The sequence below is a fragment of the Paenibacillus chitinolyticus genome (genome assembly GCF_045038035.1).
GTDB lineage: Bacteria > Bacillota > Bacilli > Paenibacillales > NBRC-103111 > Paenibacillus_F > Paenibacillus_F chitinolyticus_A.
On sequence record NZ_CP173427.1, the window covers coordinates 1,614,624 to 1,631,384 of the forward strand.

Below are 16,761 nucleotides of genomic sequence, written 5' to 3' on the forward strand. Positions count from 1 at the left end.
AGCTGGCCATGATACTTTCTACTAACGAGAAACTTACGCTGCAAGAGCAAGCCAACTATTATGCGTTACCGAACCGGCAGCCTGCGATTCGCACCGGCCATTCCAAACTGCAGCGTCCGCCGCTTCGCTGGGTCACGCTGCGCGAGATCCGACTCAGCGAGCTGGACCGCGAGAAGCAGGCGAAGGAGATCAGAGAGGCATCACTCCAGTTGATCCGATCATTTGCCGGTATTCGGGAATTTACATTTTATCGTATAAAAGGGGATGTTTCCGGGAGTATCTCGGTGTCTATCGGTCTTGGGGGAGCATCCCGTTCCAATGATGACACGGGCCGCATGGTCCGCTCTGTATTTCCCTCGGCCGAGCTTCAGTCTGAGGCTCACACGGAAGGGGAACCGGGCAAATACTGCGCTTACGCTGTCGGTATTCCCCGGGCGCTGGATACGGATCGGGCGTCTTGGATGAACGCCCTGCTGCGCGGCTGCCAAGGCGAGGCCTACACGGTGATCATTGCCGCCGCTCCGTTATCTCCTGAGGAGATCCAGGGACGCCGGGTCAAGCTGTACGAGGAGAGAGACCGGGTATACCCTTATAAGTCCGGTTCGATCTCGGAGAGCATGGCTGAAAATACGCAGCTATCCGATAACACCAACGTTAACAGCTCCAGCAGCATGCTTGAAAACGTGTTTAGGGGCGGGGGCACGAGCAGCGGCAAGACGAGCTCCGAGGGGCATACCGTGACAAAAGATCAATCGCGGGAAGTCGAGCATGCCGATGCGGCGGCCCTCGTACGGATTCTTGATTATCAAATAGAACGATACGACCGAGGGTTAGCGGAAGGCATGTGGCAGACGGCCGTTTATTTCAGCGCAGGCTCAGCCAAAACGCTTGAGGTGATGAAGGCGGTGTATTCCGGGGGTGTCGCCGGCGAGGAAAACCAGACCTGCCCGGTTTCCTTTGGAGACGATACGGCTGTCGTCGGCACGCTTATGAAGAAGCTGTATTTACCGGAGGATGAAGCGAGCGAGGATGTGCTGAACGGCAGGCTCAGCAGGGCGACCTCGGTGCACACCAGCTCGGAGCTGGCGTGCATCGCCTCGCTGCCGGAATTCGAATGGAGCGGCTACAGCGTAACGGCGGCACCGGATTACGGAGTCAATCCGGGAAGCGGCTCAGGGACGATTGCGCTCGGCCATATTCTGCACCGTGGCGCTGCAATTGGGCAGGAACTGTCCCTGGAGCCGGAGCAGCTGACCAAGCATGCTTTAGTCACCGGCTTAACGGGCAGCGGCAAAACGAACACGATCTTCCGCTTGCTTGAGGGGCTGCGGCTGCCCTTTCTGGTCATCGAGCCCGTCAAGAGCGAGTACAGGCATTTGACGAGTACGGTTCCTGAGCTTCGAGTGTATACGCTCGGCAGCGAGCAACTGTCGCCCTTTCGGCTGAATCCGTTTCATTTCCCGGAAGGCTGCTCCTTGCAGCAGCACATCGATTCGTTAAAAGCAATATTTATGGCGTCGTTCTCGATGTATGCGTCGATGCCCAATATACTGGAGCAGTGCTTGCAGACCATTTACTTAAAGCGGGGATGGAGCCTTCACCATTCCACCAACATATATGTGGACACTTCACACGACCGAAGCCGCTATTTTCCGACGCTGAGGGATTTGTACCATGAGGTGGACGATTATTTGAGCGGCTCCGGCTATGCGGAAGAGCAGAAGTCCAACATTAGAGCGGCTCTTTTGACCCGTTTGAAAAGCTTGATGGTAGGGAGTAAGGGGCTTTTGCTGAATACCAGGGAATGCTTCGATTTCGGCGAGCTGCTGCGTTATCCGACGGTACTGGAGCTCGAAGGCGTCGCGGACGAGGACGACAAAGCACTGGTTATGGGGATATTGTTCGTTAGGCTGGCAGAGCAGCTTAAAGTGGAAAAGCCGGCGGGCAGGATTGACATTCAGCTGCGCCACGTGACGGTGGTTGAGGAAGCTCATCGCGTGTTCAGCAACCATACCTCTCACGGGAATCCGGAGATTGCCAACATTAAAGGGAAATCCGTCGAATATTTCAGCAATCTGCTTAGCGAAATCCGCTCGATGGGCGAAGGGATGCTGATCGTCGATCAGATTCCGAACAAACTCGCGCCGGATGCCGTCAAGAATACGAACCTGAAAATCGTGCATCGTCTCGTGGCCCGGGATGACGGAGAAAGCATGTGTAATGCGCTTGGCCTGGAGCAGACTCATGCGATGCATATTTCGGTGCTGAAAAAGGGCGAGGCCCTCGTCTTTCAGGAGGGAATGAACCGCCCTGTGCATCTGCAGGTTTATCCGGCCAAAGAGAATATAAAGTACTTAGAGGAACGGCAGCTCGCCGAGGCGGCGCGAACATACAACCCGTTTATGGAGAGCCGCGGGTACGTGCACCCTTTTGCAGAGGTCATGATTCAGGACGAATACGCCGCCAAAAAGATTATGCAGATCGGGCAAAAGCTTTATAACAGCTTATTGTTTGGCGAGCTGGACGAGTCCGCTGCGGCGGTCAAGGAGGCTCAGGGCCTTCTGTTAAATCTGGCGTACCGATTAGGACTGGACGTATTGCCCGGCAGCGCCCCGCAGTTTCTGCAGACGCTGACTGAGCTGATGCTCGAGAAGGTGCTGGACGAGAGTCCTTACTTCGCAAAAATTACAAGAATCCGCGATCTTGTCGCCCACTATATCGGACTGCTTGTCCAAGGGGTCGCGGCGCCTTGGTCCGATAGGGAACGACGGCTGCTGGAGCTTCGCCGCCGGGAGATAATTTATCCGCTGCTCATGGAGTCGTACGACCGTGTGCTGGGCGATGTTCAAACCGCGGCATGTCTGTTCGAAGAGCCCTCCGCCGCAGATGGAGCCGCATATTTGGCGGCTAATGAGCTGCTTCAGGCCGGCATACTGCAGCAAGTGGCCTGGACCGACGATAAGATTGCAAACGTAAGGCGGTTTGTAGCCGTGGTAAGAGACAAGCTGAGCATGCAAAGGATGTCGGAAACCAGGACGGAAACCGAGGCAACCCTTGAATGGTTATATAAAACGATTCTGCTCCTGACTCAAAAGGTGGGCAGTCAAGTTACAAAACAATTCGTCAAGCAGCTGGTAATGGAGGGATGACAAGATGGCAGTTCAAGCGTTAGGAGCCGCCGCCCTGGAGGGCGGCAAGCAGGCCACCATCGAAATAAGCCGGCGCAGTGTGGAGTTCGTTCACTACAGCATGGAGCAAATTTTTTCCTCGCCGGATGCGCAGCCTGCCCTTGAGGCACTGAATATCACGGGGCAGCCGGAAGGCATGCAGCCTCAGGTCGGTCTGTTCAATGAGCAAGGAGTGAAGGTAGCTGAGGTCCCTCTCGAGGAAAAGCAGCTTTACGATCAAGCCGGTCTGGAAATGAAAGAGGTGAACGGGCGAGATGTTCTGGTCCGCAGCGACATCGACCCTAATTTGACCGATGCGCGGGGCCGTACGAATATGGAGCGGATGGAGCAGGGGCTTGCGCCGATTGACGAATCCGGCCAGGGCATCGAGCTGCACCATATCCGGCAAAACCCGGACGGCCCCTTGGCTGAGCTGACCAGCGCGGAGCATGAGGGCAACTTTAAGCTGCTTCATCCGGATCTGGAGAACCCGAGCGAGATCGACCGCGGCGAGTTTGCCAAGGTGAGATCTGAGCATTGGAAGGAAAGAGCGCAAATGATGAAGGCAGGTGCCGCATAGATGAGCTTGCAGAAAGTGCGCGACATTATTGGAGAGCTGCCGGATGCGGCGGATTTTGTCGGCGGTGTGTCCGAAGGTGAGATCGCTGCTGCCGAGCAAGCGCTGGGACTGACTTTTCCGGGGGAGTACCGTGAGTTTTTACGGGAATATGGCTGCGGCAACTTCGGTTATATCGAGATATTCGGATTGGGCGTAGCTAGGACCGGGCTTCCCAACGTGGAATGGGTAACCGGAAAGCTGCGCGCTAACGCGCAGTTCCCTTCCCATCTGCTGCCGGTAGAGCAACTCGGAGACGGTGCGTATGCCTGTGTAACAACGGTCCAATCGGAAGCCAAAGGGTATCAGACCGGCATCGTGGTGGAGTGGTCCCACAGCGTGCAGGTGGCGAAAATCGCAGCGGACTTCGCTTCGTATTTATCGGAACGCTTCGAAGCGGTTCGCGCCGCAAGGTGAACTGTACGAGGTTTACCGCATAGTGAAATTCATATGAAGGGGCCGTCCGCCGGCTGGCGGACGCCTCTTCTTGTTTCGGGGAGGGGTGTTCGGCTATGAGCGACGACAAGCTGTACGAGGATTTCAAGCAATTGGTGGCGGAGACGTCCAAAGAGGTATTGGAGCTTTCGGTTTTTGAACGGATGCACGAGCTGCAGGAGCGGATGGAGGAAGCGACGGTCCGCTTGACCGGGCAGGTCGGTGCGTTGTCCGCATCCCTCGCGGATGTTGAAAAGCTTCCGGAGAATGTGTTTAATCAAACCGCGGACACCGTACGGGGAGAGCTGCGGCAGGAGATGGAAGCTCTGCGGATGGAGGCGGTGAGGCTGGAGAAGCTGTTGTCAGAAATGGGCACCGTCTCGCAGGCGTTGGAGAAGCGAATCTCCCAGCTGGCGACGCGGGACACGGTAGAGCGGGAGGTGCTCCGCTTAAACGAGAAGCTGAATGTATTCCAGGAAGCGCAGGCTCAGCTCATCGTGTCGCAGCAGGAGACGGCGGCCTTGCGGGAAGCCGAGTTGGACAAGCGGCTTTTGCAAAAGCAGCAGAGCGACGAGAAGCGTTGGAGCGAACTGGATCGAAGGCAGGAGCAGTTTGGCCGGCTGATGGAGCAATCGAAAACGGAGTTTAAAAACGGCTGGTCTGAACACGGCATGGTGATGTCCGAACGGTTTGCATCCGTTTCCTCCATGCAGGTTGCCATGCTTATTTTGTTAATTATCAATCTGGTTGTCGTCGTAGTGAATCTGTTTGTTTAGGAGAGGGAGACTATGAAATCTGCGGAGCTCGCTTCCCGGCTGCTGCCTAAGCTCAGGTCGCAGCAAGCGAAGCTGGCTAAGGCCAAATGCAAAGAGCAGCTGCTGCAGAAAGCCACCGAGCTGGAGCAATGGGTGCGGGGTGCCAGAATTCGCGTAAAGGATTGCCCGGCTGTGCTGCTGGACGATTTCTGCCGTTACGCGGAAGAGCAGGCGAACGGAATCCGGCTGCAGGCGGAAGGGCTGGATAAGCCGTTTTTATTGTTTATAGTCGGCATGGGCAAGTACGGGAAATCGACGCTCATCAATGCGCTCATCGGCCAAGCGGCTGCCGATACCGACGCTTTGCCCAAGACCTGGAAGGTGGACGTTTACGAAGGCGGGGATGAGCAGGCTCCCGTCACTGTGATCTATAAAGACGGCCGTACCGAGCGGCTCGGCAGAGAACAGGCCCGGGCATTCTTGTTCGAGGAAGAGCGAAAGCAGGAGGAATCCGAGCTAAAGGCCTATGAGGAGTTTACCCAGGCCGCGGGACAGCTGGAAACCATCGAAGAGAAGGAGGAGCTGCGCGCCTTATTGATTCGCAGGTTCATCTATCACTCACCGCTTGCTGAGGTGCACTGGCCGATAAACGGCTCTCCGTTTCTAAAAAAGTTCCGGGTGGTCGATACGCCGGGGCTGTTTCAGAAGCTGGTCGGGGAGCTCAAGATGAGCGCGGTAGATTATTATCATAAGGCCGACGGCATCCTTTGGCTGCTCGACGCCACGCAAATATCCGCCCAGGGCTCAAAGAGCATGCTGGAGGAAATCGAGAGGCTTCGTACGGAAATCGGTGTATCCCCGGACAACACGATTGCGGTGCTGAACCAAATGGATAAGGTTCGCAGTGTCGGGGGAGAAGAGGCGGTTCAAGCGGTGGAAGAGGAAGCCCGCCGTCTGTTCGGCGCTTATTTCTCCAGATTCGTGTCCTTATCCGCGAAGCAATCGTGGGAAGGTGTACGGGATCAGGACGAGCAGAAGCTGCATCAGGGCCAATTAAGCCGGCTTCTTCGGATGATTGACGAGCTGTTCTGGCGAAACCAAACGGACATTCGGCTTCAGAGCAAGCTGCAGGGCTATAATTATACGATGCACGAGCTCGAGCACAGACGTAACGAATATGTGAGACAGTTTGCGCTCGACGCTAAACGTTACGCCGAAGTCAGGGCGGAGCTAAGCGAAGGGACGGCGAAGCTGTCGGGCATTTTGCAGGGACATGCGGACGAATATATTGTCAAATACCGAAAAGAGCTGCAGCAAAATATTGATCTCTACGGACAAACCGCTTATGACATGGACAAGAGCCAAAGTTATATCGATCAGCATATTTTTGGCTCGCCGTCCCTAAAGCCGTTGTCCGACGAGTATGAGAGGAAGAGCAACGAAAGCATCGCTCAGTACCGGTTATACTTCACGGAAAAATCATTGTTCACCGAAATCTCCAAGTTGAAAATAGCGAACTTGCCCGAAACGTTAAAAAATTTGCTGCTGCAAAGCGACGCCTTCCTTAATCTGGATCGTTTCTTTAAAATGAATGGTCTTTCGATGGGGGCATTAGCCGCCTGGGCGATGGTGGATATGATCAGTGTGATGGGACCGGGGATTTTTATCCTGGGGCCGCTCGTATTAATCGGAGGGTTAATCGCCTTGTTGTGGGAGGGGCTCGCCGCGGCCTGGAACGGCTTTATCGGCCTCTTCGAAAGCTATGAAACCAAAGTCAATAAATTCAAGGCGGATTTACGGAGGCAAGCCGATGAAATGGCGAAGAAGCTTAAGGAAACCTTGATGAAACAGAACAAGGAGGCTGTAACGAAAGCGAGCGACGAAATCGAGAAGCTGCGGGACCTGTCGTTTGCGGCCCTGCATTGTCCGGTTGGCGAGATGCGCGGCCTGCTGAACCATTTGCAGTCGCTCCGTACAGACAAGCTTAGCTCCTTTCCCGTACCCGCCGCCAAGGAAATCATTTTATCGGCCGCGCCGGACCGAATATCCTCCGCCGAACGGGAGAATGCCGTATGAAAAAGCTCGAAGCTGTATTGGAAGAATGCCATAGCATACTAAGCGGATCGCCGTTGCGCCGGTGCGATGCCGATAGCCGAATGGGGCTGTCGCTGCAGCAGGATACCTTGGAGGCGCCGCTGAACCATATACATATCCTGAGGGAGAAGGTACAGGGGCCGCTTAAGCTGGTACTGATGGGTGAAGTGAAAGCGGGGAAGTCCTCCCTGCTGAATGCGCTGGCCGGGGGGCGGGTCGCTCCCTCCCATATCATGGAGATGACCGCGCTCGTGATGGAGGTCAGCTATGATGAAGCTCCCCGGGCCGAAATCGTCCGCAAGGACGGGTCGGCGCAGCGTGGAAGTGTGGACGAAATATACGATACTCTCGCCGCGGAGCGGGGGAATGCGGACTTTTTTGCAGAGTGCTCGCATGTGTGTGTCCGTTATCCGCTCACCGGCTTGAAGACGCTTGCGATGGTGGACACGCCCGGACTTAACAGCGTAACCTCCGAAAATCATCGGCGTACCGTGTCCTACGTGCAGGAAGCGGACGTAGTGATCTGGGTATTTAATGCAAACCATCTGGGGCAGTCGGATGTAGACGAGAGTCTGGCGGCAACCGCAAAAACGGGGAAAAAAATGATCGGCGTGATCAACCGCATCGATGAGGCGGATACGACGCCGGCCCGTCTGATTCACTACGTTCGGATGCGCTCCGGCTTATATTTATCCGAGCTGTTTGCGATATCGGCCAGGCAGGCGTTGGAGGGGATCGAGCAGAACAGCAGGGAGCTGCACGAACAATCGCAAATTCAAGCCTTGACCGATTACCTGGATCGGCAAGTGGAGGGGCGGCTTGATGCCGTGCAGCGGCAGAGTATTATCGAATCCGCGCTGGCCGTCTTGAGGGAGGAGCGAGGCATCCACCTTCAGGCAGGCGGCTTCCTCGATTTTATGTCCGAGCAGTGCGCCAAGCAGAAGCGGGAGTTAGGTTACCGTAAGAGCCAGATCATGGATGAGCTGAAGTCGCACATGTACCGATGGCTGACGGAGGAGTTTCTCGTTCAAGAGACCAGGGAAATTGCCGGCTGTATTGAGAGCTTTGGTCTCATCGATCTCGTGAAAGGAACCGGCCCCCTGGAGGACCGAATCCATGAGATCATAAGAAAAGCCCATATTGAACGGCAAATCAGCCTCAAGGTCGAAGAATGGGGCGTGTGGCTGAAGGAGCAGTGGATGGCGATAAGCGAGGACATATCCTGCAGTGTGGATAAGGAGTTTAACCTGTTTATCGGCAGGCTTCCGGTGGATGTGCCGTCGAGAAGCCCGATCGGAGCACTGACTGAGGTCACGGCGGGTGCCGGTGCCGGCTTCCTGTTTGGGGGAGTCACCTCGACTGTGCTGTCTTTAACCGCAACCACGCCGATTGTGGTGATTTCGCCCTTCGTCATCGCCGGGGCTTTCGTCGGGGGCCTGATCAGTGTGAAACGGAGGAAGCACCAAGCGGTTGAGGATACGAAAGCGCTGGTGTATGAGATAAAACAGGGAGTGGAGGAGAACGTGATCACCGAGCTGCTGGCGCAGTTCGGCAAAGTGAATGACGATTACGAACGTCAAATTGCGGAGCAAATGGATCGGCAGCTTCTTACGAGAGAGCGGGAGCGGCTCGGCGAGGAGCTGGTGGCTTATATGGAAAGTCTCGGGCAAATGTCTAACGAACTGCAACAATTATAACCTGCGATTACAAGGCGAGGAGAGTTCAGTATGAGCGGTATATTCGGAAAGATCATCCGGACAGCGGCGCAGACAATCAAGGAGCAGGGGGGATCCATCCCCATCACGGCCGCGATGCTTCAACTTTTGCTTGAGATGAAACCCATAGAGGGAGTGGAGCAGTTAAAGGTCGAGCTTGCGGACGAAAGGCTGACCATAACGGGAAAGGTGAAGAGGCTGATTGTACCGATCCCGTTTACGATCGCCCTTAAGCCGACGCGGACACAAGGTAGGCTGCTCCATTTCGAGGTCGTGCAATTTTCCCCGGCGGATTTCGAAACGGTCAAGAAGAAGGTGTTGACTCAGCCTCCCCTCGTATCCTACGAGCAGGGGGAAGCTTGCTTTGACCTTAATGGGCTGGATATAGTGAAGAAGGTACCGGTGGGATCCATCAGCTCTGTGGAGATCAAGTCTGACAAGCTTTGGGTGCGATTGGGATTGTAAATCTGCGATAACCAACATTGGAAGACTGGTGATATGAAATGGATAATTTCGGTGAACTCAAAAAAAGAAGAGAAGTTTAAGCCGGAAGAAAACCACCCGTGTTTGATAGTCCGTAGATGCACAAACCACCGTAAACCCAGTCAGGACAAGTGAAGCGGCGGCTGTTGATAACTACGTGTGGTACAACTTCTTAACGTAGTGGAACGAAGATTGAACGAGACGCGCCGGGTCTTGCAGCTGTGGAACAGCTATGTCCGGGTGCATAAGCTGGATGATCCTTTTCTGGAGTTGTCTGATTCGGATGCGGAGTTTATGCGGGAGATCGTCTATCGTCTGGAGGCCGGCAGTCAGGATGTGATCAGGCGCTTGGAACAGCAGCGGGAAGCCATCGGGAAGGAGCGGGACAAAGTTACCGCCAGCCGCCAGCGATTCCGGGAATTTTGTCAGCGGCAGGTTCAGGATGTAAAGCTGCGGGAGATGGCCGAGCGAGGCGTGGAAGCAAAGGATGCTTATGCCGAGTTTCAGGAGTTCGAAGCGATGATGAGGGCCAGCATTCTGAAGGCCAATCAGATCGCAGAGCTGCGGATGCAGACGGAGGATCAGAAGCTTCAGCAGTTTATTACACACATACAAGCCCACCTAAGGCAGATTGCGCAAGAGCTTCGTGAGTTACCCAAGAGGACCCGGGTTCGCACCGAAAGCGGCAATAAGGAAATTTATGTCTTCCATGTTCCGGATTGGGACGAGTAGGAGGGCAAGGAGCGAATTCGCAGTCATATCGTATGGATCATCGCGCAGCTGGAGTACGCCAAGTACCGGGATGTGGATGGGACCGAGCAGCCGGCGGCAATTCGCAAAGATATTGAGAAGTGGCTGGATGCCAAGCAGCTGCTGCAGAAAGTATTCCAGCAGGGCGCGGTTATTCGCATCAGCTGCCGTAAAGTTAATAACGATCAACAGGTAACAGGGGCTACTTATTCCTGGGAGGAATCCAATCGCTGGTCAGGTGGAGAGAAGTGGAGCAAGAACATGACCTTGTTCCTTGGAGTTCTTAATTATGTGGCAGAGAAGCGCCAGCAATTCATAGTCACATGAAGCGTCATCATTCGGTTATTCTGGACAACCCGTTCGGCAAGGCTTCGAGTGACCATGTTCTCAGCCCTGTATTCTATATCGCAGAGCAGCTGGGCTTCTAGATGATCGCTTTAACTGCGCATGTAGAGGGTAAGTTCCTTCAGGACTATTTTCCAGTCGTATGGACCGGATCGGAGGAGAGGGGAAACAGATGGAGTTGTTTTAGGGAAATGTAACTAAGCAAGATATGCTGTCACCTAGCACAATTTATTCGTTCATATTTTATCAGGCTGAAGTTACATACACTGCTCACCTCAGGCGGGGAAAATGAAAATCATTTGGATCCATATTATGGACAACTGGGGGCGGAAAGGATCCATCATAACCTGGTTTGAACGGATTGTCATTATTGAAATCTTGACGAAATCATCCGTTCGTAATGGGAGTATATAGAAAAGACATGCTACGGAGGGTGTCCAACATGAGCAGTCAGGAACAAGAGCTGAAAATGCTGCTGTTCGAAGAGGAACGGTGGGAGCTGGGCGAGGGCGACCATCTAGAGAATCAGTATTGGGAGCAGGGCTTGTCGCTGTATAACCGGCTGTCGGAGCTGTGCCCGGGGGAGGAGCGATACCGGAACAATCTGCTCCGGTGTTTGCTCGAGCTGGGGCGCGACCTGAAGATGAGCAGGACGAACCTAATGCGGGCCCAGAAGCTGTTCCGCCAGGCTGTGCGTATGGAGCCTGAGCATTCTCTGGCGTGCTATCGGCTTGGATTTCTGTACTATTACGATCAACGTTGGGAAGAGTCCGCATTGTACTTTGGCAAAGCGCTGCAGAGATCGGCGAGGTACCGCCAGCACCGGATTACCGATGAGCAGGCTGTGAAGGCACTCTGCTACCAAACCCGAGCGTACCAGCACCTGAGTCGCCGGTCAATGGAAACGGTCATGACCCTGTGGGGCGGCATGAAGGGACAGCTGCGCGACCGACTGAAGGAGCTCGTGGGCGAAACAGAGTCGCTGCTGCTCGAGGACGGCGGGTTCAAGTCACTCCGTCTGTCGGAGAAGCATAAGGAGCGGGATATTTCGGAGGAGGAATACGAGCAGCTGGTTGCCAGCGGGAGGACGGTGCTCAGCTTCACGGAGGCGCCCCGCCAAGTATGGCTGCATCTGCAGGGAACGAAGCGGATCCGGCTAAGAGAGCGTCCGGCGGAATTTTTGTGGCTGCTCATGGAGTCGGAGCGTCCGCTCAAGGGGGCGGACCTGTATGAAGCCAGGTTCGGTAAACCGATGCCGCTTCGCAGCACGGTGGTCAAATCGAACATCAACCGGATCCGCGAGGAGCTGGCACGCCATCAGGATGACCACGAGAAGCCGTACCTGCTCACGCTTCAGGAGGGATATCAGTGGAATCATCAGGCTTGGCCCGACCCGGTGATTGTGTATCGGGATGGCAGCGTATACCGGAGCAAGGAGGATATGGAGCTGGGAGAATAAGCCCCAGCTTCTTTTTTTATGCTCGATTCATGGGTCGCGGAGCTAGGTACAGTCGAACCGTGTGACACAGTCAAGCATGGAGGAAAAAATAAAACCTCTCTCTTAATCAATCCGCGTGGTCACAGGCATGTGACCAGGACGTGGTTTACTGTACATAGACAACACAAACCACATTCCACGAAGAGAGGCTGATGCTCCATGAACCAAATCAACCGTCCATCCAACGGAAACAACTTCCCGACCCTTGCGACTCCAGCGGAAAAGCTGCACGAAGCACTGAAGCGAAGAGGCTTCCTCACCCGAGTAGACGGCGATGCCGTAGTCTTGTCGGCGGGCAACGGGGAGCGGGACGTTCGTGATGTACGAAGCTTTCTGGAAGGGAGCGGCGTTCCGATATGCTATACCGAACAGGGTTGCAGGCTTCAGGTACTGTGCCCTGGTATAACGGGCAAGATCTGCGCGGAACTAAACCGGCTTCAGGTACGATACGGCCGCAGTCATATCCCGCACGGCTTTTATTCTTGGCGCGCGTTCACCAAGCGCAATCACGGGCTTCGCTGGAATACGCTATCGCTCGACAGAGGGATCGCTTACCTCGTCAAGGCACTCAGTGAGGCGGGCTTCCTCGTGACGGGCGGCTGCGACGGCCACGGGCGCCACGAGCCGCAGGTATATTTCGCCAGCAGCTATGCCGCTGCTTGGTTCAAGATCGCCGTGCAGGATCGGCTGGCCAGCCTGCCCCTGCACTATAAGTGGGAGGTCGTTGAACCGGGTGACTCCCAGGGAAGTGCAAAACTGCGGGCATCCCTTTCCGCAGCGGCGGACCGCTGGAGCCTGAAGCTCATCCAGCAGGACGTCCTCGCCATCGGCGACAAGCTGCGCCGTCAGGCGGAGAGCCTTCGCGCCGAACGCCGCAACCGGTTCAAGCACCGCAGCATGCTGGCCGGGGCAGAACGGCTCCAGCACGATTTTGCCGCGCTCTGCGAGTGGATGGGAGGTTTGCTCTAATGAGACATGCCTTCGAGAAGGAATTCTTGCAACTGCTTGCTATCACAGCACCCAGCGGATATGAGAAGCCGGTTGCCGAATATCTTATCAACCGCCTTACGACCTCAGGCTTGAAAGCAACTACGGATACCTATTTCAACGTGCTCGGCGAAGCGGTCTATGGTTCCGGGGAAGGACCGGTCGTACTGCTCTCTGCCCATATGGATACGGTACCGGTTCATCCCAGCCGCAGCGTTATAAGAAACGGCAGCGTGTGGAGCAGCAGCAGCGGTCCGCTCGGAGCGGATGACAGGGCAGGAATTGCAATCATTTTGTCCGTGCTGGACCAACTGCAACATACCGGCTTCGATGGCACGATTCGGCTCGCTTTTACCCGGGAGGAGGAGGTCGGCTGCGTGGGCTCGTGTGAGATCGATCCGGCTTGGCTGAGGAAAGCTGAGCTCGCCATCGTAGTCGACCGCCGCGGGTCGAGGGATATTGTCGTCCGCAACGGCTATATTGACTTCTGCGACGACCTAACCGCAGCTCGCTTCGAGCGGGCAGCGGTCCTGTGCGGGATGCCGGACTGGCGTGCGGTCACCGGCGGCACGAGCGATGCCGTTACCTATGCCTCACTGGGCATCCCGAGTGTGAATTTGTCCACGGGGTACCAGTTGGAGCATACGGCAAGAGAAACGGTAAATATTGATGATTGTTTGGATACGATCCGTTTGATCGTCGGGACGCTGGTTTCGATGAGCACAGAAAAACAGCGGAACATACATTCGCTGACAACTCATTGACACAGGCGATAGTCATAATATAGTTGTGTACCAAAATACCCCAGACAACAACGATTGCAGGAATATTGTGGTCTTTTGTCGAAATAACCCATATACATAATGATTTGCCTATAGGTGAGAGACATGAAGCAGCAGATTATTCTACAAGAGCAGCAGGAAGTAAACCAAACGATTCAATCCATCGAACAGATCGTGACCTATTTGGAGGAAAATAATCGTTACTCCGCAACCGTCGACGGTCAGTACCGGGCGGCCCGGGATAAGAAAAGACGGGAATCTTATCGAAAAGCGATGGAAGTGCCGTACATCGGCAAGCTTGAGGTGGTGGAGGACGGGGTAAGAGTTACATATCGAATCGGCAAGGTGCCCGTGACGACGATCGATGGGCTGGACAGCCTGATCATTGATTGGCAGTCGCCGATCGGGGATGTGTTTTATTCCTTCCAGGGCGGCAACGGATGTATAACCTATCAAACACCTGCCGGAGAGCAGGAGATTACGATTACCCGTAAACGGAATGTTGTCATTCGTCAACGCAAGGTAGAGGACCTAAAGGACATCCTGAGCGATCAGGCAGAGCCGGACGAATTGACCGCGCCATCCCTGAACGACGACCGCCTCATGCAGCTTTGGTTCGAGAGCCGGGAAGACCATAAGATGCGCGATATCGTCGCCTCGATCCAGCGCGAGCAGAACGAAATGATTCGTCTCGGCATCTCCTCTCCGATCTTGATCCAAGGCGTAGCTGGAAGCGGCAAAACGAGTATCGCTCTGCACCGGATCTCGTATCTGCTATACCAATATCCGAAGCAGCTCAGCCCGGAGAAGATCCTTATTCTCGCGCCGAACGGCATGTTTATTCAATATATACAGCAGGTCATTCAGGACCTGGATATCGAGAGCATCGCACAAGATACCGTCTCCGGTCTGTGCATTCAGCTTCTCCCTCAGGTCAAAAGCGTCAGCCATCCGCAAGAGGATCTGGCGCTGTGGCTCCAAACTGCGTCCGACCCGCAAATGGATGCGGTGTATGGTCCGCAGCTGCGCTACAAGACGTCGCTCGAGTACCAAGCCTACGTCGAGGAGCGGCTTCGAGAGCTGGAGGAAGCGTATCTTCCAACGAACTTTCCGCAGCTAAACAGCGCCACCCCGATCGAGAGGCCAATCGGGGATATTTTCCGCGAGATTTACAACGGCTACAAGCATTTGCCGCTCAACCAGCGCCGTATCGAAACGACCAAGTCGATTCGTTCCTGGCTCGAGACAGAGCTGAACCGGCAGCAAGACTATTTGAAAAGCCGATATTTAGCATTCCGGTCGGAATGGATCGGTGCCCTGGAGGACGAGGAGGCCCAGCAAGCGGAAAAGGCGGTGCAGCGGCTTCTTAACCGCAAACAGCAGGCGTTAACTGAGGCGTTGACAAAGCCGGTGGATGCGTATTTATCGGCGTGGAAGCCGATCGTCCCCTACGAGTGGTATAGGAGCCTCTGTGAAAGGGCAGGCCTAGCCGTGCCTCCGGAGGACGGCAAACGTGTCGGCTATGAGGACCTCGGCGCGCTCCTTCACGTCGAATCTCGCCTCGGTGGGTTGGATAAGCGTCTCGACTATCTCGTCATCGACGAGGTACAGGACACGTACCCGTACCTGATCGCCTCGCTGAAGCCGCTTGCCAAGTCGATGACGCTGCTCGGCGACATCTCGCAGAACATTCATCCATGGATCGGAATGCAGGACTGGTCTGGGCTGAACGAGGTGCTCGGTCCCGAATTAACCTACGTTGAGACGGCTATCAGCTATCGTTCGACCCGCCGGATTATGGAGCTGGCGAATCATGTGCTTAGCTGCTTGTCCGAGACGCTGCCGCAGATTCAGGCGGTGCGGCATGCAGGCGATCTGCCTGCGATGACCCGCGTCGACTCCCCTGAGGAGCTGGTATTGCAGCTTCGCAGCTCCATTGAGCGAATGAAGGCTGCAGGCCATCGCCGCATCGCCATCATTCCGAAGGAGCCGGAGCTGGCAGAGGCTTTATTTTTACACCTGAATGAGGAAGGGCTTGAGGGGTTGCAGCATGTATCTGCTTTGGACCAGGAGCTGACAGAGCAGATTGTTTTTATCCCGTCCACGCTTGTGAAGGGTCTGGAATTCGAAGCCGTCATTATCCCGAACGCCAGCGAGCTGTCCTACGATACAGAACTGGATGCGAGACTGCTCTTCATTAGCATTACGCGGGCGCAGGAGGCGCTGGAACTTATTTATTACGACCAGCCAAGTCGCTGGCTCGCTTCCCATACGAATATGCCATAGGAGGACGTTCATACATGGAATTTCAATTAGCCGCTGTACATAAGGAAATTTCGAAGGTGCTGAAGGACCGCTTCAAGGCGGAGCTTGCTTTTATCCAGTTGAAGCCGGGCAATCCGGGGGCGCTCACCGAGGCGCATAAGCTTTTGTCCAAATTTCAGGATAAGGAGCTGAAGGCAGCGTTTCTGCCTCTGATAGAGGAGGAGCTTGACAAGCGCAACAGTCAATGTAAAAAGACGCTGTCGGTGTTCCTCCAGGCCGCCAAGGATGCGGGCTTCGGCCTCCGCGAGATGGCAGGCGGCTGGCGGGTCGGTCCGCTATACCTAGAACTGGATACGACGGATGCTAAGGTGCGATTCAGCTATAACCGGACACCGATCGGCGGTGTGGTACAGGCGGATAGCGAAGCGGTTGTGATGGACGGCTTTCAGGCGGCGTTGACGCAGCTGCAGCAGGAGGCGCTTCCAGAAGAGCAGCTCGGGGAGCTGTTCACGAAGGCGTACCAGATGGCGCTCGCTTATACGGGCAAGGCACCGGGCGAGCGGGTGTACGTCCGGACGGTAGCGAAGCTGTTTGGCTTCCTCGCCGCCGATCTCACCCACAATGGAGCAAAGGGTAAAGGCTCTGCAGAGTATCCGTTGTGGGCGTTCCAATACAATCTGGACACGTACCGCAAAATCGCCTCCAGCCTCCCGAACCACCAGCGGCTCGGACTGCTGACAGGCAGCCAAACGGAGACGTCCAAGGAAGGCTTGACGATCAACGGACTCGACCCGAACGTCGACTATAACATGATCTGCCACGTAGCTGCGGCATTGGCTGCGAATTAGGACGGGACCAAGCTATGAGCG

At 55.2% G+C, this 16,761-nt stretch carries 14 protein-coding genes; all 14 read left to right on the forward strand.

Annotated elements, in window-relative coordinates; genetic code table 11:
* The first annotated feature begins 8 nt into the window (after nucleotides 1-8).
* The 14 genes from ACI48J_RS07395 to ACI48J_RS07460 all read left to right on the forward strand — a co-directional run bounded on the left by ACI48J_RS07395 (nucleotide 9) and on the right by ACI48J_RS07460 (nucleotide 16,740).
* Nucleotides 9-3,149 carry an ATP-binding protein gene (locus ACI48J_RS07395; RefSeq protein WP_405082311.1) on the forward strand — a complete coding sequence of 1,047 codons (3,141 nt, stop codon included), beginning with the start codon at nucleotides 9-11 and terminating at the stop codon, nucleotides 3,147-3,149.
* A 4-nt stretch (nucleotides 3,150-3,153) separates the two neighbouring features.
* Complete coding sequence (locus ACI48J_RS07400) at nucleotides 3,154-3,747, forward strand: HNH/ENDO VII family nuclease (protein ID WP_405082312.1); 594 nt, start codon at nucleotides 3,154-3,156, stop codon at nucleotides 3,745-3,747.
* Nucleotides 3,748-4,200, forward strand: a complete 453-nt coding sequence (locus tag ACI48J_RS07405; protein ID WP_379276757.1) for an SMI1/KNR4 family protein — start codon at nucleotides 3,748-3,750, stop codon at nucleotides 4,198-4,200.
* 95 nt (nucleotides 4,201-4,295) lie between these two features.
* On the forward strand, nucleotides 4,296-4,994 hold the full coding sequence (locus tag ACI48J_RS07410) for a hypothetical protein (protein ID WP_405082313.1): 699 nt from the start codon (nucleotides 4,296-4,298) through the stop codon (nucleotides 4,992-4,994).
* Between the two features lie 12 nt (nucleotides 4,995-5,006).
* On the forward strand, nucleotides 5,007-7,049 hold the full coding sequence (locus ACI48J_RS07415; protein WP_405082314.1) for a dynamin family protein: 2,043 nt from the start codon (nucleotides 5,007-5,009) through the stop codon (nucleotides 7,047-7,049).
* A complete protein-coding gene (locus ACI48J_RS07420) occupies nucleotides 7,046-8,764 on the forward strand; it encodes a dynamin family protein (protein WP_405082315.1) in 1,719 nt (572 codons plus the stop codon). Before ACI48J_RS07415 ends, ACI48J_RS07420 begins: the two co-directional genes overlap by 4 nt.
* A gap of 30 nt (nucleotides 8,765-8,794) precedes the next feature.
* Complete coding sequence (locus tag ACI48J_RS07425; protein WP_379276767.1) at nucleotides 8,795-9,247, forward strand: hypothetical protein; 453 nt, start codon at nucleotides 8,795-8,797, stop codon at nucleotides 9,245-9,247.
* Between the two features lie 210 nt (nucleotides 9,248-9,457).
* Nucleotides 9,458-9,997: a hypothetical protein gene (locus ACI48J_RS07430; protein WP_379276769.1), complete on the forward strand. Its 540-nt coding sequence runs from the start codon at nucleotides 9,458-9,460 to the stop codon at nucleotides 9,995-9,997.
* Nucleotides 9,998-10,069: 72 nt separating this feature from the next.
* Nucleotides 10,070-10,342 (forward strand): hypothetical protein, encoded by a 273-nt coding sequence (locus ACI48J_RS07435; RefSeq protein ID WP_379276772.1) that lies wholly within the window; start codon nucleotides 10,070-10,072, stop codon nucleotides 10,340-10,342.
* 460 nt (nucleotides 10,343-10,802) lie between these two features.
* Nucleotides 10,803-11,819: a hypothetical protein gene (locus ACI48J_RS07440; RefSeq protein ID WP_379276774.1), complete on the forward strand. Its 1,017-nt coding sequence runs from the start codon at nucleotides 10,803-10,805 to the stop codon at nucleotides 11,817-11,819.
* A 198-nt stretch (nucleotides 11,820-12,017) separates the two neighbouring features.
* Entirely contained in the window at nucleotides 12,018-12,827 is an 810-nt protein-coding gene (locus ACI48J_RS07445; protein ID WP_405082316.1) for a hypothetical protein, read from the forward strand.
* Nucleotides 12,827-13,609, forward strand: a complete 783-nt coding sequence (locus ACI48J_RS07450; RefSeq protein WP_405082317.1) for a M20/M25/M40 family metallo-hydrolase — start codon at nucleotides 12,827-12,829, stop codon at nucleotides 13,607-13,609. Before ACI48J_RS07445 ends, ACI48J_RS07450 begins: the two co-directional genes overlap by 1 nt.
* Before the next feature lie 123 nt (nucleotides 13,610-13,732).
* Nucleotides 13,733-15,913 carry a HelD family protein gene (locus ACI48J_RS07455; RefSeq protein WP_405082318.1) on the forward strand — a complete coding sequence of 727 codons (2,181 nt, stop codon included), beginning with the start codon at nucleotides 13,733-13,735 and terminating at the stop codon, nucleotides 15,911-15,913.
* A 14-nt stretch (nucleotides 15,914-15,927) separates the two neighbouring features.
* Nucleotides 15,928-16,740 carry a hypothetical protein gene (locus ACI48J_RS07460; RefSeq protein ID WP_141334514.1) on the forward strand — a complete coding sequence of 271 codons (813 nt, stop codon included), beginning with the start codon at nucleotides 15,928-15,930 and terminating at the stop codon, nucleotides 16,738-16,740.
* Nucleotides 16,741-16,761 lie beyond the last annotated feature (21 nt).